This is a genomic window from Sphingobium jiangsuense (genome assembly GCF_014196495.1).
GTDB lineage: Bacteria > Pseudomonadota > Alphaproteobacteria > Sphingomonadales > Sphingomonadaceae > Sphingobium > Sphingobium jiangsuense.
This window is the reverse complement of record NZ_JACIDT010000009.1, coordinates 184,813-200,981: the sequence shown is the minus strand read 5'-3', so window position 1 is coordinate 200,981 and position 16,169 is coordinate 184,813. Positions and strand designations below refer to the sequence as shown.

Here is a 16,169-nt window from a genome sequence, read left to right as displayed (position 1 = left end):
CACCGCGCGAGCGCCTCTGTTTTCTGGAATTCGCCGCGCTTCCTCGGCATCCTTTCCGGGCGGAAAGGATAACCCCTTCTTAACCAGCGCAGGGCCATTGGAGAGTCCGGGAAACGAAGGTCCGGCAAATTCCGGCCCTTCCTCCCAGTCTTTTGTAATCCAAGGGAGAATCTAGTGCGCCATCTCGCCGCATCTGCCACGAACGCCTTGTTCGCATCTCGCCCGTTCCAGGGCCGCGCGGGGGCGGCAAAGCCGCTGCTGCTGGCGCTCGCCGCCTCGACCATGCTGGTGCCCGCCAGCGCCCATGCGAACTCCATCATCCTGAGCGGCGACTATATCAAGATCGGCCTCAACGACAAAGGCACGCTGGGCTATGGCGGCAACACCTCGCCGGGCATCCTCTACGACGGCACCGGCACCGGCACGTTCAACCCGGCCTATGACTATCTCACCCCCGGCACCCCGTTCGAAGGCTTCGTGGTCGAGGGAACCGACGGCGCGACCTTCCGCTACCGCAACAACAACTCGTCCTCCGTCGCCGGCATCGCCGGCACGCTGACCGACTATAGCGGCATCGCCTATAACGGCACGACCTACGACAAGCGCGCGGTCTGGTCGGGGAACATCGCCGGCCTGTTCGACATCACCAACGACTATTATTTCAACAGCGACAGCCAGAAGATCGAGATCAGCACGACCATCTCGGCGCTGACCGACCTGACCGGCCTCACCTTTTCGCGGCAGATCGACCCGGACGCGGTCGCCGCATCTGGCGACAGCAGCGCCACCACCAATATCCGCGGGACCGACGGCGTCCCGGCGAGCGACCTCGTCTATGCCGAGGCGCTGGTGTCCAAATATGTGATCGGCCTCTACACCAATTCGACCATCACCCATAATTCGGCCGTCACCGGCTGGACGCAGGACACCGCCTCCTATCTGGCGGGGACCAATATCGGCAATGGCGACAACACCATCGGCCTGGGCTTCGACATCGGATCGCTGCTGACGGGCGAAAGCATCGTCATCAACTACAGCTATATCTTCGGCACGAACATCGCCGCGGCGGTCGGCGGGCCCAACAACATCACCGGCACGCACGATGTCGGCGATCTGATCGCGGGCACCATCTCGCCGGTGTTCGACGGCGGCACCCTCGTCTTCACCTCGCCCCTCGTCCTTGCGACCGCCCTCTCGCTGGAAGCGGGCGGCGGCGGCATCGACACGCAGGGGAACGCGGTCACCCTTTCCGGCATCCTGTCCGGCACGGGCGGGCTGACCAAGACCGGCGCGGGCACGCTGACGCTGACCGGCGCCAACAGCTATAGCGGCGGCACCGCCGTCACCGAGGGCCGCCTGATCGGGGACAGCCAGTCGCTCCAGGGCGATATCGCCAACGACGGCACCGTCGAATTCGCGCAGGGCAGCGACGGCAGCTATGCGGGCGCGCTGTCCGGCACGGGCGGGCTGGTGAAATCGGGATCGGGCACGCTGACGCTCACCGGCGCGAACAGCCATGCGGGCGGCACTTCGGTCACCGGCGGCACCCTCGTCGCGACCGGCAACGCCGCGATCGGCACCGGGCCGCTCACCATCGGCGCGGCGGAATTCCGCGCGGGCGGAGAGCTTTCGCTGGCGAACGCCGTCACGCTGACCGACAGCGGATCGACCGTGAACAGCGCGGGGCATGATATCGTCCTTTCCGGCAACCTCTCCGGGCCGGGGACGCTCAACAAGACCGGATCGGGCACGCTGACGCTGACCGGCACCAACAGCCAGAACGGCATCGTGCTGGCCGGCGGCGTCCTCGCCTTCGATTCCGACGCCGCGCTGGGCATCGCGGGGAGCGTCGTCCGCATCGAGGAGGACACCACGCTGCGCACGCTGGCCGATTTCACGATCAGCCACGACCTCTTCATCAACGACACGCAGCGCGCCCGGTTCGACAGCAACGGCCATGATATCGTGATGGCGGGCGACATCACCGGCCAGGGCAATATCGAGAAGATCGGCGCGGGCACGCTGACCCTGACGGGCAGCAACGAGCGGGTGACGATCAACGTCGTGGCCGGCCGCGTCGTCGCCCAGTCGCAGGCCGCGATCGGCGGCGGGGGCGGCGACATATTCCTGCATCAGGATGGCGGGTTCACGGCCGGAACGGACATGAACATCAGCCAGAACGTGCATGTCGTCGGCACCAACTCCACCTTCGACACCGGCGCCCATGACGTGACGCTGGCCGGGTCGGTCGACGGCAATGCCTGCTTCACCAAGACCGGCGCGGGCCGCCTCAGCCTGATGGCGGCGGGCGGCAGCAGCGAGGGCGCCTGCATCGAGCAGGGCACGCTGGCCTTCAACAATGTCTTCCAGGGCAATGTCGTGGTCGGGCAGCAGGGCATCGCGGGGGGATCGGGCCAGATCGCGGGCAATGTCGAGGTCAACGGCATCCTCTCCCCCGGCAACTCGCCCGGCGTGCTCGTCGTCGCGGGCAATGTGACGCAGGCGGCGGGCAGCACGCTGCTGCTCGACATCGACGGCACCACCGCCGGGACCGGCGCAGGCCATCACGACATGCTGGTGCTGACGGGGCAGAACAGCGTCTATACGGCAGGCGGCACGATCAGCCCGACGCTGCGCGGCATCACCGGCGACGCCACCAACAGCTTCACGCCGCAGCTGGGCCAGACCTTCACGGTCGTCAGTGCGGAAGGCGGGGTCGAGGGCTCGTTCGCGGCGCTGGCCCAGCCCGACGCGGGGCTGGCCGCCGATACGCGCTTCGACGTGGTCTATCGCGACACCACGATCCTGCTGGCGGTGACGCCGCTGTCCTATGCGGGCTTCGCGACCGGCGACAACGGCCGGTCGGCGGGGCAGGCTCTGGACGGCCTGCGCGGCCCGGCCGGGGTGCGCGACATCAGCGCCACGGGCCGCCTGTTCGACGGCCTGGCCGGCCTCGACGCGGGCCAGCTCGCCCTGTCGATGGAGCAGCTGTCGGGCAGCATCCATGCGAGCGCGATGGACGCCGCGACGCTCAGCCTGCGCGCGGCGCGCGCCGGGGTCGGCCAGCATCTCGACGGTGCGGACGGCGGCCGCAACAGCCTCTGGGGCAGCTTCAACCGCGACCATGTGCGGGTGAAGGCGGATCGCTCCGGCCGGGGCTACAGCGCGGAAAGCACCACGCTGCTGGTCGGCCTCGACACGCAGGCGACCGACACGCTGCTGCTCGGCGCGGCCTTCGCCTACGGCACGTCGGACGTCTCGACCTCCGGCCTCGGAAAGTCGGACGACGACCATTATCAGGCGATGCTCTACGGCCGCTGGGCGTCCCGCGACAGCTATGTGCGCGGCGTCCTCTCCTTCGCGATCGACGATTACCGCATCGATCGCGAGGTCGCGCTGTCGGACGGCAACCGCACGCTCGCATCGCGGCCGGACGGCTTCTCCTGGGGCGTGGACGTCGAGGCCGGGCACCGTCTGGACCTGGGCGGCGTCTCGCTCACCCCCTTTGCCGGGATCGCCTATGACCGGGTCGAGCGGGACGGCTTCGCCGAAACCGGCGACGCGGCGGTCGCGCTGCGCTTCACCAACGACCGGCGCAATGCGTGGCAGCTGCGCGGCGGCGCGAAGCTCGGCACCCGCTTCGCCATGGGCGGCGCGACGATCGCCCCCTATGCGCAGGCGAGCGTGACCCGCGAGCTGGCGGACGAGGCGACGCGCCTCGACCCGCTGCTGGGCGGCGTCGCGATGACGGTCGGCGCGCCCTCCATGGGCAAGACCGGCGTTCAGGGCGGCGCGGGCGTGGAGGCGCTGCTGTCGGAGCGGGTCGCGCTCTCGCTCGGCTATCGCTACAGGGACATGGCCAATGCGCGGCAGCATTCGGCCAATGCGGGGATCTCGATCCGCTGGTAGGAAACGGAAGGCCGGGTTCACCCCCGGCCTTTCTTCTTTCGACGGGGGCAGGCGACAGGCTCTTCCAGATTTTCTGGCATAATATATATTTTTATGCCAAATATCGCCGCATCGAATCCGAACAACCGGGATCCGGCCATGGGGAGAGCCAAATGAAGCGTTGGATCAGGCGCATCGCGATAGCATTGCTGGTGCTGTTCCTGGCGGGCTGGGCCGCCCTCTATTTCTGGGCGCGCGAACCCTATCGCCCGGTCGTGCATATCCCCGCTTCCGGCCGCGTCCTGCTGACCGGCGCGACGGTGGTGGACCCGGCGACCGGCGCCAAGACGCCGGGCAGCTTCATCCTGATGCAGGGCGGCAGGATCGTCAGCGTCGGCACGGCGGACCCCGCCGCCGGGGACGCCGCCGTGCAGCGCATCGACCTTGCCGGGCGGTTCGTCACCCCCGGCTTCAACGACATGCACGCGCATCCGCTCGGCGATGCGGACCCCAGCGGCACGCTGGGCCTGATGCTCGCCAACGGCGTGACGGGCTTCCGCCAGATGCATGGATCGGACGCGATGCTGCAACAGCGCGCGGAATCGCGCCTGCCCACGGGGCAGCTCGCGCCCAGGGCGCTGATCCTGCCGGGCGGGCTGCTGACCCCGCTCAACGCCTCCACGCCGGAACGGGGCATCGAGGCGGTGCGCCACCAGAAGGAGCGCGGCGCCGATTTCATCAAGATCGGCCTGGTCAGCAAGCCGGTGCTCTACGCGGTGCTGCCCGAGGCGCGGCGGCTCGGCCTGCCGGTCGCGGGCCATGTGCCGCAGGGCGTCGATATCGTCGACGCCGCGCGCCGGGGCATGCATGCGATCGAACATCTGGGGCCGGGCGGGGCCGCGCTCGTCGCCTGCTCCACGCGCCAGGCCGAATTGCGCAGGGAACTGGACGCGATCCCGGTGATGAAGGGGCCGCCCTTCACCATACCCTATTCCGACAAGCTCGCCGACGCGCTGCTGCACCGGCTGATCATCAACCCGGCCGCCGCGACCACCCCGGCCGACACGCGGCGGCGCGCGATCATGATCGCCAGCTTCGACGAGGCGCGCTGCCGCCGGATGGCGCGGGCGCTGCGCGACGCGGGCAACTGGCAGGTGCCGACGCTGATCCGCCGCAAGACCACCGAGCAGGCCGACCGCCCGGAATTCGCCCGCGATCCCGCGCTGCGCTATCTTCCGCCCGCGACGCTGCAACTGTGGAAGGACGTGACCGCCGAGTTCGTCGAGAAGGTCCCGGCCGACGCCCGCGCGTTGATGCGCCGCGAATATGATCTCGACCTGCGGCTGGTGAAGCTGTTCGACGAGGAAGGCGTGCCGATGCTGACCGGCAGCGACGAAAGCGGGGCGTGGGCGGTCGCGGGCTTTTCGCTCCATGCCGAGTTCGACGAGCTGGCGAAAGCGGGCCTCGCCCCGCTGCGCATCCTCCGGATGACGACCAGCGACGCCGCGCGCTTCCTCGGCCGCACCGCGACGATGGGCCGCGTGGCGCCCGGCGCGGATGCCGATCTGGTCGTGCTGGACGGCGACCCGACCGCCGACGTGCGCAACCTCCACCGCATAGCGGGCGTGGTGCGCGCGGGCTTCTGGCACGACCGCGCGGCGCTCGACCGCCTGCTCGCGCGGATCGAGGCGGGGAAGGGCTATTTGAAATAGGCGCGGCCAGCCCGGAAGATGATGAGCACGCGGAGACGCGGAGAGAGTCCGAGCCGCAGGCCCCCCTGAGTCCAAGCTGCCTCAGCTCCTGATGTCAGCGGGAGAAACAGCGCTTCGCGCCATTATCTCCGCGTCTCCGCGCCTCCGCGTGAACTCTAGACTCTGTCCTGTTCAGATTGAACCGGACAGAGTCTGGAAGTTCCTTGTTTTCCGCGTTTTCCGAGCCGTCAGATGTTCCATCTGACTTGAAAACGCTCTATGGCGCCGCGCCTGAGCTTCGCTCTCCACCCCAATAGTCCCTCATCCGCTCCTCGATCTGGCCCGCCGCGCGTTTCAGCGACTCCAGCGCGCGGCTCCAGTCCGGCGGCGTCTTGTCCGGGCACGGAAAGGACAGCGAAACGGCCGCGAACACCTGCCCCGCCCCGTCCCGCAGCGGCACGGCGATGCAGAACAGATCCTCCGCCGCCTCGAAGCGGTCGAGCGCGAAGCCCTGGTCGCGCGCGCGCGCGATTTCCCGGCGCAGGTCGTCAGGCTCGACAAGCGTATGGGGCGTCAGCCGCACGAACGGGCCGTTGTCCAGATAGGCCGCCAGCGCCTCCTCCTCCTGCGCCGCCAGCAGCACCTTGCCGAGGCCGGAGCAATAGGCCTCCAGCTGCATGTCGGCGCGGGTGAACAGCACGTCCTTGCCCGCGCCCTCCTTGAGCAGATAGGTGACCATGTCCTGCTCGAACACGCCGAGATGGGCGAGGCAGCCGAGCCGCCGCGCCAGACCGGCGAGGATGGGCCGGGCGATGCCCGCCACCACCGCCTCGGCGCGGGCGGCCTGCCCCAGCGCGGCCAGCATGGGGCCGGCATGATAATATCCCCTGCGGCTGCGGATCAGATAGCCGCTGCCCTGAAGCATCGAGGCGGCGCGGTGCGCGCTGGCGCGGGAGAGGCCGATGGCGGCGGCCACCTCCGTCAGCGGCCTGCGCCCGCCATCCTGCACCAGCGCGGCCAGCAGCCGCAGCCCCCGGTCGAGCACCCTGTCCGGCGATTCCATATCTCTCATAGAGTGGGAGATAGACTGGCGCCTCCTATGGCTGCAACCCCTTGCCGGTGATAAACAGGCTGCAACGAAACGAAGGCAAGGGACGAGGATTGATGTCCGATCATGAACAGGCGGCGGAACGGCTGCGCCGGGCCTATAGCGAGGGCGTGATCGCGCCGCTGCGCGACAGCCTCGACCCGGCGGACGGCGCGGGCGCCTATGCGGTGCAGGCGATCAACACCCGCTTCTGGGAAGCGGAAGGCCGCCGCATCGTCGGCCGCAAGGTCGGGCTGACGGCCAAGGCGGTGCAGGCGCAGCTCGGCGTCGACCAGCCCGATTTCGGCGTGCTGTTCGACGACATGGAGGTGGCCGACGGCGCCAACGTCTCGCCCTCCCGCCTCATCCAGCCCAAGGCCGAGGCGGAGATCGCGGTGATATTGGGCGCGGACCTGCCCGCCCGCGCGGTCACCCGCGCGGAGGTCGAGGCCGCCGTCGACACGGCGATGGCCGCGATCGAGATCGTCGACAGCCGCATCGCCGACTGGAAGATCAGCTTCGCCGACACCGTCGCCGACAACGGCTCCTCCGCGCTGTTCGTGCTGGGGCGCGAGCGCAAGCCGCTGGCCGGGCTCGATCTGTGGAGCTGCGGCATGGTGCTGGAGAAGAATGGCGAGGTCGCCTCGCTCGGCGCGGGCGCGGCCTGCCTCGGCCATCCGCTGGAGGCGGCGACATGGCTTGCCAACACCCTCGCCGCGCAGGGCGAACCGCTGCGCAAGGGCGATATCGTGCTGACCGGCGCGCTTGGGCCCATGGTGCCGATGGCGCCGGGCGACGATATCCGCGTCAGCATCGGCGGCCTCGGCACGGTTTCCTTCCAGTATAAGGATTGAGAAGATGAGCGACAAACTGCCAGTGGCGATCATCGGATCGGGCAATATCGGCACCGACCTGATGATCAAGATCATGCGCCTGTCCGACAGCCTCGAAATGGGCGCCTTCGTCGGCATCGACCCGGAATCGGACGGGCTGAAGCGCGCCGCGCGGCTGGGCGTGCCCACCACCGCCGGGGGGATTGAGGGGCTGGTCGCGATGCCCGGCTTCGACCGCATCGGCATCGTGTTCGACGCGACTTCGGCGGGCGCGCATGCGCGGCACAACGAGATACTGCAACAGCACGGCAAGCGCGTGGTCGACCTGACGCCTGCGGCCATCGGCCCCTATGTGGTGCCGCCGGTCAATGGCGACAGCTTCCTCGACGCGGCCAATGTCAACATGGTGACCTGCGGCGGGCAGGCGACGATCCCCATCGTCCATGCGGTGAGCCGCGTGGCGAAGGTGCATTATGGCGAGATCGTCGCCTCCATCGCCTCGAAGAGCGCGGGGCCGGGCACCCGCGCGAATATCGACGAGTTCACCGAGACGACCAGCCAGGCGATCGTCGATGTCGGCGGCGCGACGCGGGGCAAGGCGATCATCGTCCTCAACCCGGCCGAGCCGCCGCTGATCATGCGCGACACCGTCTATTGCCTGTGCGAGGAAACCGACACCGCCGCGATCGAGCGCTCGATCGCCGACATGGTCGCCGAGGTGCAGACCTATGTGCCCGGCTATCGCCTGAAGCAGGCGGTGCAGTTCGAGCATATCGGCTCCAACCGCCCGCTGCGCATACCGGAAATGGACGGCGAATTTACCGGCCTCAAGGTCAGCACCTTCCTCGAAGTGGAGGGCGCGGCCCATTATCTGCCCGCCTATGCCGGCAATCTCGACATCATGACCTCGGCCGCGCTCAAGACCGCCGAGAAAATCGCCGCGCGCCTGCGTGAAGGAGTGAACGCATGACCTTCGATCCCGCCACGGACAAGCTCTATATCCAGGACGTCACCCTGCGCGACGGGATGCACGCGATCCGCCACCAATATGGCCTCGACCATGTGAAGGCGATCGCCCGCGCGCTCGACCGCGCGAAGGTCGACGCGATCGAGGTCGCCCATGGCGACGGCCTGTCGGGCAGCTCGTTCAACTACGGCTTCGGCGCGCATACCGACTGGGACTGGATCGGCGCGGTCGCCGAGGTGCTGGAGCATAGCGTGCTCACCACGCTGCTGCTGCCCGGCATCGGCACCATCCACGACCTGAAACATGCCTATGAGATGGGCGTGCGCTCCGTGCGGGTCGCCACCCATTGCACCGAGGCGGACGTCAGCAAGCAGCATATCGACTATGCGCGCGGCCTCGGCATGGACGTGTCCGGCTTCCTGATGATGAGCCATATGAGCGAGCCGGAGGCGCTGGCGCAGCAGGCGAAGCTGATGGAAAGCTACGGCGCGCATTGCGTCTATGTGACCGACAGCGGCGGCGCGATGACGATGGACCAGTATGCGGCGCGGCTGCAAGCCTATGACCGGGTGCTGAAGCCGGAGACGCAGCGCGGCGTCCATGCCCATCACAATCTGTCGCTCGGCGTCGCGAACAGCATCGTCGCGGTGCAGAACGGCGCGGTGCGCGTCGACGCCAGCCTCGCGGGCATGGGCGCGGGCGCGGGCAATGCGCCGCTGGAGGTGTTCATCGCGGCGGCGGACGTCCATGGCTGGAACCACGGGACGGACCTCTATGCGCTGATGGACGCGGCCGAGGATCTGGTGCGCCCGTTGCAGGACCGCCCCGTCCGCGTCGACCGCGAGACGCTGACGCTGGGCTATGCGGGCGTCTATTCCAGCTTCCTTCGCCATGCGGAGAAGGCGAGCGCCGAATATGGCATCGACACCCGCGCGATCCTCGTCGAACTGGGCCGCCGCAAGATGGTCGGCGGGCAGGAGGACATGATCGTCGACGTCGCGCTCGACATGCTGAAGGCGCAGGCGGGCTAGGGTGCATTAGGTGGGCCTGCGGTCGCCCGCAGGTCCACCCAGCCCTTTCGGAGCTTGTTCTCAGACTATCTCGAACAGCCCCGCCGCCCCCATGCCGCCGCCCACGCACATGGTCACGACGACATGGCGCGCGCCGCGTCTGCGGCCTTCGATCAGCGCGTGGCCGACCATGCGCGCGCCCGACATGCCATAGGGATGGCCGATGGAGATCGCGCCGCCGTCGACGTTCAGCCGCTCGTCCGGAATGCCGAGCCGGTCGCGGCAATGCAGCACCTGCACGGCGAACGCCTCGTTCAATTCCCACAGGCCGATGTCGTCCATCTTCAGCCCGAAGCGGTCGAGCAGCTTCGGCACGGCGGCGACCGGGCCGACGCCCATCTCGTCCGGCTCCGTGCCCGCGACCGCGATGCCGACATAGCGGCCGAGCGGGCGCAGGCCGCGCCGTTCGGCCTCGCGCGCTTCCATGACGACGCAGGCCGATGCGCCGTCGGACAGCTGCGAGGCGTTGCCCGCGGTGATCACCCCGCCCTCGACCACCGGTTTCAGCGCGGCGAGGCCCTCGGCGGTCGTTTCCGGCCGGTTGCCTTCGTCCCTGTCGATGGTGACGACGCGCATCGCCGTTTCGCCGGTGGCGCGATCCTGCACCGCCATCGTCGCGGTGACGGGCACGATCTCCTCGTCGAAAGCGCCTTCCGCCTGCGCCCGCGCGGTGCGCTGCTGCGATTGCAGCGCATAGGCGTCCTGCCGCTCGCGCGAGATGCCGTAGCGGCGCGCGACGACCTCGGCGGTCTCCAGCATCGGCATATAGACATGCGGCGCGATCGCGAGCAGCTCCGGGTCGGTGCCGGTGCGCAGCTCCCTGGTCTGGACCAGCGACACCGACTCCACCCCGCCCGCGACCACCACGTCCATGCGGTCGACGATCACCTGCCGCGCCGCCATGCCGATCGCCATCAGGCCCGACGCGCATTGGCGATCGACGGTGACGCCCGCGACGCTCACCGGCAGGCCCGCGCGCAGGGCGGCGGTGCGGCCGATTGCGCTTTGCACCCCCTGCGGCAGCCCCGCGCCGAGGATCACATCGTCGATCGTCTCCGGCGCGATGCCGGCCCGCTCCACTGCGGCGCGAATGGCATGGGCGGCCAGCGACGGCGAGGGCAGCGCATTGAACGCGCCGCGATAGGCCCGCCCGATCGGCGTGCGCGCGGTGGAAACGATAACGGCCTCACGCATGGATATCTCCTTGGGAAAAAAGGTGGGTATAGAGGGTTTGGAAACCGGGTTGGGGGATTGCCATAGCCCATCGTCATGCTGAGCTTGTTTCAGCATCCATCAGGCCCCACAGACCAATGACCAATCCGGCGAAATGGACCCTGAGCCGAAGGCCAGCGCAGCTAATCAAGTTCAGGGTGACGGTAAGGATCAGATAAGCTCCTGGCCAAAAGCGGTCGCCCGCCCGAACCCGTTTGCAAAGACTATCATCGCCAAAACAAAGCCCCTCCGCCCCGCTGAAAGCACCGGGACGGAGGGACCAAAATCAGAACCGGATCGTCGCCTCCACCCCATAGGTGCGCGGCGCGCCGGGGGTGAAGAAGTCGAAGCCGAAGCTTTCGATATTGAGGCCATAGGCGTTGTAATATTTGTCGAACAGGTTCCGCACCCAGAAGGACGCGCTGAACGCCTCCGCGTCGTAGCGCAGGCTGGCATTGGCCAGCGCATAGCCGCGTTGCCCCTCACGCAGCGGCCCGGCGGCCTGCCGGTCGTTGAACGGGTCGAAATATTGCCGCGACACATAGGTCACGTCGCCCTGCAAGGTGACGCTGGACCGGTCGAACTGCGCGAGCGTGAAGGCGGGCGAAAAGCTCGCCGTCCATTGCGGGGCGAAGGGGAAGGCGTTGCCGCCCAGCGCGATGCCGCGCGGGTCGGTCGCGGCCGGATCGCCGGGCGCGAGGAACTGGCCGTCGTCATAGCGGGTGTTGAGATAGCCGAGCGAGGCCTCCAGCCGGACACGCGGATGCGGCAGCGCCTTCAGGTCCAGTTCGAACCCGTACATCCGCCCGTTCAGCGAGCGGAGGAAGGCCGCGCCGTTCTGGATTTCCTGAACCTGCTGGCCCTTATATTTGTTGTAGAACAACGCACCGTTGATCTGGAGGTCGTTGTCGAAGAAGCGCGCCTTGAAGCCCGCCTCCAGCGCGTCGGCGAACTCGGCGGGCACGAAGTTCGGCACGGGCACGATCGACTGGCCGTTGAACGACCCCGAACGATAGCCGTGGCTGTAGCTGGCGTAGAGCATCGCGCTGTCGGTCACCTCATAGCTCAGGATCGCGCGGCCCGTCGGCTCGGTGATCTTGCGCGTGACGTCGGGAACGATGCCGGTCAGCACCGGCGCGCCCGGCGCGGCGCTGTTCGCCCCGCTCGACGAATAAGTGTAGAGCGCCGGGTTGCGGCTGCTGTCGTAGAGCAGCGAGCTGAAATCGGTCAGCCCCACCTTCTCATGCGTCAGGCGGCCGCCCAGCGTCAGCTTGACGCGCTCGGCCAGCCTGATCTCCGCTTCGAGATAGGCGGCATAAGTCGATTGCGACTGCCGCATCTGCTGGCGCGCGTCGATCGCCGTCGGCGGCAGGCCGGGGAAGAACTGGCCCGCCGGGTTGAACTGCCCCGGCCCCGCCAGATCGTTGAACACGCCGAGGTAGAAATAGCGGTTGAGCAGGTCCACCCGCTGCCAGCCATAATAGACGCCGCCGATCAGCTTGAAGCCGCCGCCCTCATAGGTGGCGTGCAGATCCTGCCCGACCGAGCGGAATTTGGCGGTGTTGGGATCCCACTGGCCGATCAGGCTGGGCGATCCGTCGAAGTCGAACGGCTGGTTCAGCGATCCGTGATCGTAACCGGTGACCGAGGTCAGATCGACCGCGCCCAGCGCCCAGTCGGTCTTGAGGCTGACGCCCCAGGATTTGGTGCGATAGCGCCCCTGGTTGGTCGCGGCGGATTCGCGCTCGCCCAGGCCGGGCAGCGTGCGCCCGGAAAGGTCCGCGCCGCCGGGCGAGAGCTGGACCACGACGCCGGTGGTGCCGATCGGCTTCTGGTTCGAGAAATAGCCGCGCAGCGTCATGTCCAGCGTTTCGGTCGGCCGGGCGCGCACGGTCAGGCGGCCCGCCCAGCTGTCGATCGAATCATAATCCTTGTTCCCCACATAGGGGTTGGCCGCGCCATAGCGGCCGGTCACATTCCTGATCACGCCGTCGCGATAGAGCCGCGTCACCGCCGCGCGCACGCCCAGCCTGTCCTCGACCAGCGTGGCCTCCGCCGCCGCCGTCATGGTGAAGCGGTTATAATTGCCGTAGCCTGCGGTCAGATAGCCGTTCGCGCCGCTGAGTTCCGGCCGCCGCGTGATGATGTTGATCGCGCCGCCGGTGGTGTTGCGCCCGTAAAGCGTGCCTTGCGGCCCCTTCAGCACCTCGATCCGTTCCAGATCGAACAGCGCCGCGCCGTGGCTGGCGCGGAAGCCCTGATAGACCTCGTCGAAATAGACGCCGATCGGCGATTGCGCATTGGGGTTGAACTCGTTGGCGACGCCGATGCCGCGCACGGTGAAATTGGGCTGGGTTTCGGAGAAGGGCGAATTGACGCGCAGATTGGGCACGATGCCGTTGAGCGCGGTCGCGTCGCTGACGCCCTTCGCCTCCAGCTCGCTCGCACCGAGCGCGGCCACCGTCACCGGCACCTTTTGCAGATTTTCCGAGCGCCGGTTCGCGGTGACGACGATATCGCCCACGCCGACATTCCCGGATTCGGATTCGGCGCCCTGCCCGCCCGCCTGCTGCGCCAGCGCGGGGCTGGCAACGACAGCCAGCAGCACGCCCGACCCGGCCAACAGGGTTTTCACTCTCCTCATCATATTCTCTCTCCTGTCTCTCTTCTCGTTATCTTCCGCCGCCGGATCAGCCGGCCACGGCCCCTTCTTCCCGATGCGCGCCCGCCAGCGCCCTGCGCAGGACCTTGCCGGTGGCGTTGCGGGGAAGCTCTGCAAGGAGGCGATAGTGCCGGGGCGCCTTGAACCGGGCGAGGCGCCGGTCGACGAATGCGCGCATCGCCGCCTCGTCGAATGCCTGCCCGTCCTTCAGCACGAGTGCGGCGGCGACGGCCTCTCCCCAGCGCGCGTCCGGCACGCCGTAGACCGCCACCTCGGCAACGGCCGGATGGGCCGCGATCACGCGTTCGACCTCCTGCGGGAACACATTCTCGCCGCCGGTGATGACCAGATCCTTGATCCGGTCGATCACGAAGACATAGCCGTCCGCATCGCTATAGCCCGCATCGCCGGAGCGGAACCAGCCATCCTCCGTCCACGCCGAGGCGGTGCGCTCCGCATTGTTGTAATAGCCGGAAAAGAGGTTGGGTCCGCGCATCTGGATCTCGCCGACCTCGCCGGGCGCGGCGATGCCTCCGTCCTCCAGCGCGATCCGCACGTCCGCGCCCATCACCGGGCGGCCCGCCGAGCGCAGCAGCTCAGCGCGGCCCGCCAGCGCCAGCCGGTGATCGGCGGGCAGCAGCAGCGTGGCGACCCCGGCCGTCTCGGTCAGCCCATAGCCCTGGATGAAATCGCAGCCGAACAGGTCGAGCGCGCGGCGCAGCAGCCCCTCGGTGATCGGCGAGGCGCCGTAGCAGATGCGCCGCACGCCCTCGACACGGGCGAGGCCCCGGCGGTCGGCCGCCGCGACGATGCTGTCGATCATCGCCGGAACCATCATCGTGCCCGCGACCGAACCATCGGCAAAGGCGTCGAGCGCCCGATCGGCGTCGAAGCGCTCCGGCAATTCGATCCGCGCGCCGGAAACCAGCGCGGCAAAGGCGGTGATCGCGGCGGCGATGTGGAACAGGGGCGTCACCACCAGCACGCCGTCGCCGGGGCCATAGGGCTGGGACATGCGGAACTGCTCGATCTGCGCGGCCCATGCGCCCTGCGCGATGACGATGCCGCTGGGCCGTCCGGTGGTGCCGCTGGTGTAGAGCTGGAACAGCGGCGTGTGCGGATCGGCGGCGAAATCCGGCGCGGCATCCTCGCCGCCGCCCGCTTCGAGCCATGCGCCGAAATCTTCGCGGTCGAAACGCAGCACCGGGAAGGCCGCCCCATCCCCCTGCCCGGCGATCAGCCGCGCCGCGCCCTCGGCATCCGCCAGCGCCAGCATCGGCCCGGCGTCGGCGGCGATCTCGGCCAGCTCCACAGGGCTGAGCCGGGTGTTGAGATGGGTGCAGACGGTGCCGGTCGCGGAGGCCGCGACATAGGCGAGCAGGCTCTCGCGCCGGTTCGCGGACAGCACGAGGAAACGGTCGCCGGGCCGCAGCCCCGCGCGGACCAGCGCCGCCGCCATGCGGTCCGCCAGCGCGCGGGCCTGCGCGAAGGTCATAAGGCCGCGCGCGTCGATGATCGCGGGGGCGTCCGGCTGCGCCTGCGCCAGCCATGCCAGCCGCCGGTGCAGCGCGATCATGCCGCCGCCTCCCGGATGACGAACACCTCGCCATCCTCCACCGTCACCTTGAAGCATTCGATGTCGACGAACGCGGGCGCGCTCAGCGCCGCGCCGGTGCGCAGGCAGAATTTCGCCATGTGCCACGGGCAGACGATCGCCCCGTCCTCCACCCAGCCCTCGGCCAGCGAGGCGCGGTCATGGGTGCACCAGTCGGCGGTGGCGTAGAAGGTGCCGCCGTCGTTGCACACGGCGATCGGCGGCTCGCCCTCGATCCGGCGAATGTCGCCATCGGGCCAGTCGTCCACCCGTCCGGCGGAAACGCGCGTCTCAGTCACGGAGGAACTGTCCCACCAGCGCGTTGAACTCCTCCGCCTTCTCCCACTGCGCCCAATGGCCGCAATGGGGCAGGATATGCATGCGCGCACCGGGGATCTGCTTCAGCAGGATGAAGCCGTTGTCGAGCGGCATCACGCGATCCTCGCGGCCCCAGACGATCAGCGTCCTGTGCGGCAGCCGATCGAGCCGCTCGCGCCACACATCGTCCGGCACCGGCGGGCGGCCGTCGCGAAAGCCGAAGGGCGGGCAGGCGACCAGATCGGGCGCCAGCGCCGCGCTCAGCCTTTCTTCCAGCAGTTGCTCGGTGATCATCGCCCTGTCGAACACCATCTCGCCGATGAACGCGGCCAGCCGCTCGCGCGACGGGCCGGGCGCCTCGTAGAAGCCCATCAGCATCTTGAGCCCGGTGGTGGGCATGACCGAAGTGACCGGAAAGCCCCCGCCCGATCCCATCAGCACCAGCTTGCCGACCTTTTCCGGCCGCCGCAGCGCCAGCATCATCGACGCGCCGCCGCCCAGCGAATTGCCGACCATATGCGCCTTCTCCAGGCCCATGGCGTCGAGCAGCTTGCCGATGTGCAGCCCGTAAAATTCGAAGAAGGCGGGCGGGATACGCATCTTCCGCGATTGGCCGAAACCGGGCAGGTCCACGACGATGACATGGAAATCGCGCGCCAGCGCCTCGATATTGCGCGACCAGTTGGAAAGGCCCGTGGCGCCCGGCCCCGCGCCGTGGATCAGCACGATCGGGTGGCCCGACCCGGCCTCGTGCACATGGGTTTCGATGCCGTCGACATCGACGATCCGGCCGGCTCCGATGGGTTGAGAGGTCATTGCTATTCTCCCCGTTATTCGTGTCGCGCGT

11 protein-coding genes are annotated in these 16,169 nt (G+C 68.5%); 5 read left to right on the top strand and 6 right to left on the bottom strand.

The genetic code is table 11. The annotated features are described in order from the left end of the window. Positions 1-207: 207 nt before the first annotated feature. A complete protein-coding gene (locus GGR43_RS13950; protein ID WP_188072585.1) occupies positions 208-3,909 on the top strand; it encodes an autotransporter outer membrane beta-barrel domain-containing protein in 3,702 nt (1,233 codons plus the stop codon). Positions 3,910-4,061: 152 nt separating this feature from the next. Continuing rightward, positions 4,062-5,600 carry an amidohydrolase family protein gene (locus GGR43_RS13945; RefSeq protein WP_188072584.1) on the top strand — a complete coding sequence of 513 codons (1,539 nt, stop codon included), beginning with the start codon at positions 4,062-4,064 and terminating at the stop codon, positions 5,598-5,600. Between the two features lie 256 nt (positions 5,601-5,856). Here GGR43_RS13945 and GGR43_RS13940 read toward each other — a convergent pair whose 3' ends face one another. Continuing rightward, positions 5,857-6,642 carry an IclR family transcriptional regulator gene (locus GGR43_RS13940; protein WP_188072583.1) on the bottom strand — a complete coding sequence of 262 codons (786 nt, stop codon included), beginning with the start codon at positions 6,640-6,642 and terminating at the stop codon, positions 5,857-5,859. Between the two features lie 101 nt (positions 6,643-6,743). On the opposite strand from GGR43_RS13940, the gene GGR43_RS13935 reads away from it, so the two are divergent. From GGR43_RS13935 to dmpG, 3 genes are read left to right on the top strand one after another with little or no spacing between them, the layout of a single operon-like run. Next, positions 6,744-7,520 (top strand): 2-keto-4-pentenoate hydratase, encoded by a 777-nt coding sequence (locus GGR43_RS13935; RefSeq protein WP_188072582.1) that lies wholly within the window; start codon positions 6,744-6,746, stop codon positions 7,518-7,520. Positions 7,521-7,524: 4 nt separating this feature from the next. Continuing rightward, positions 7,525-8,469, top strand: a complete 945-nt coding sequence (locus GGR43_RS13930) for an acetaldehyde dehydrogenase (acetylating) (protein WP_188072581.1) — start codon at positions 7,525-7,527, stop codon at positions 8,467-8,469. Continuing rightward, entirely contained in the window at positions 8,466-9,497 is a 1,032-nt protein-coding gene (dmpG, locus tag GGR43_RS13925; RefSeq protein ID WP_188072580.1) for a 4-hydroxy-2-oxovalerate aldolase, read from the top strand. The genes GGR43_RS13930 and dmpG overlap by 4 nt, the downstream gene beginning before the upstream one ends. A 60-nt stretch (positions 9,498-9,557) precedes the next feature. Here the strand turns inward: dmpG and GGR43_RS13920 are convergent, their stop codons facing one another. The 5 genes from GGR43_RS13920 to GGR43_RS13900 all read right to left on the bottom strand — a co-directional run bounded on the left by GGR43_RS13920 (position 9,558) and on the right by GGR43_RS13900 (position 16,138). Continuing rightward, on the bottom strand, positions 9,558-10,730 hold the full coding sequence (locus GGR43_RS13920) for an acetyl-CoA C-acyltransferase (protein WP_188072579.1): 1,173 nt from the start codon (positions 10,728-10,730) through the stop codon (positions 9,558-9,560). Between the two features lie 304 nt (positions 10,731-11,034). After that, positions 11,035-13,395 carry a TonB-dependent receptor gene (locus GGR43_RS13915; protein WP_188072578.1) on the bottom strand — a complete coding sequence of 787 codons (2,361 nt, stop codon included), beginning with the start codon at positions 13,393-13,395 and terminating at the stop codon, positions 11,035-11,037. Between the two features lie 43 nt (positions 13,396-13,438). Continuing rightward, positions 13,439-14,986 (bottom strand): class I adenylate-forming enzyme family protein, encoded by a 1,548-nt coding sequence (locus GGR43_RS13910; RefSeq protein ID WP_188072577.1) that lies wholly within the window; start codon positions 14,984-14,986, stop codon positions 13,439-13,441. Next, positions 14,983-15,303: a non-heme iron oxygenase ferredoxin subunit gene (locus tag GGR43_RS13905; protein ID WP_188072576.1), complete on the bottom strand. Its 321-nt coding sequence runs from the start codon at positions 15,301-15,303 to the stop codon at positions 14,983-14,985. The genes GGR43_RS13910 and GGR43_RS13905 overlap by 4 nt, the downstream gene beginning before the upstream one ends. Beyond that, entirely contained in the window at positions 15,296-16,138 is an 843-nt protein-coding gene (locus GGR43_RS13900; RefSeq protein ID WP_188072575.1) for an alpha/beta fold hydrolase, read from the bottom strand. The genes GGR43_RS13905 and GGR43_RS13900 overlap by 8 nt, the downstream gene beginning before the upstream one ends. Positions 16,139-16,169: the final 31 nt, after the last annotated feature.

Excerpts from the sequence above, each read along its gene's own strand:
- GGR43_RS13945 (WP_188072584.1), top strand. The coding sequence starts at position 4,062 with ATGAAGCGTTGGATCAGGCGCATCGCGATAGCATTGCTGGTGCTGTTC.
- GGR43_RS13940 (WP_188072583.1), bottom strand. The coding sequence starts at position 6,642 with ATGGAATCGCCGGACAGGGTGCTCGACCGGGGGCTGCGGCTGCTGGCC.
- GGR43_RS13935 (WP_188072582.1), top strand. The coding sequence starts at position 6,744 with ATGTCCGATCATGAACAGGCGGCGGAACGGCTGCGCCGGGCCTATAGC.
- GGR43_RS13930 (WP_188072581.1), top strand. The coding sequence starts at position 7,525 with ATGAGCGACAAACTGCCAGTGGCGATCATCGGATCGGGCAATATCGGC.
- dmpG (WP_188072580.1), top strand. The coding sequence starts at position 8,466 with ATGACCTTCGATCCCGCCACGGACAAGCTCTATATCCAGGACGTCACC.
- GGR43_RS13920 (WP_188072579.1), bottom strand. The coding sequence starts at position 10,730 with ATGCGTGAGGCCGTTATCGTTTCCACCGCGCGCACGCCGATCGGGCGG.
- GGR43_RS13915 (WP_188072578.1), bottom strand. The coding sequence starts at position 13,395 with ATGATGAGGAGAGTGAAAACCCTGTTGGCCGGGTCGGGCGTGCTGCTG.
- GGR43_RS13910 (WP_188072577.1), bottom strand. The coding sequence starts at position 14,986 with ATGATCGCGCTGCACCGGCGGCTGGCATGGCTGGCGCAGGCGCAGCCG.
- GGR43_RS13900 (WP_188072575.1), bottom strand. The coding sequence starts at position 16,138 with ATGACCTCTCAACCCATCGGAGCCGGCCGGATCGTCGATGTCGACGGC.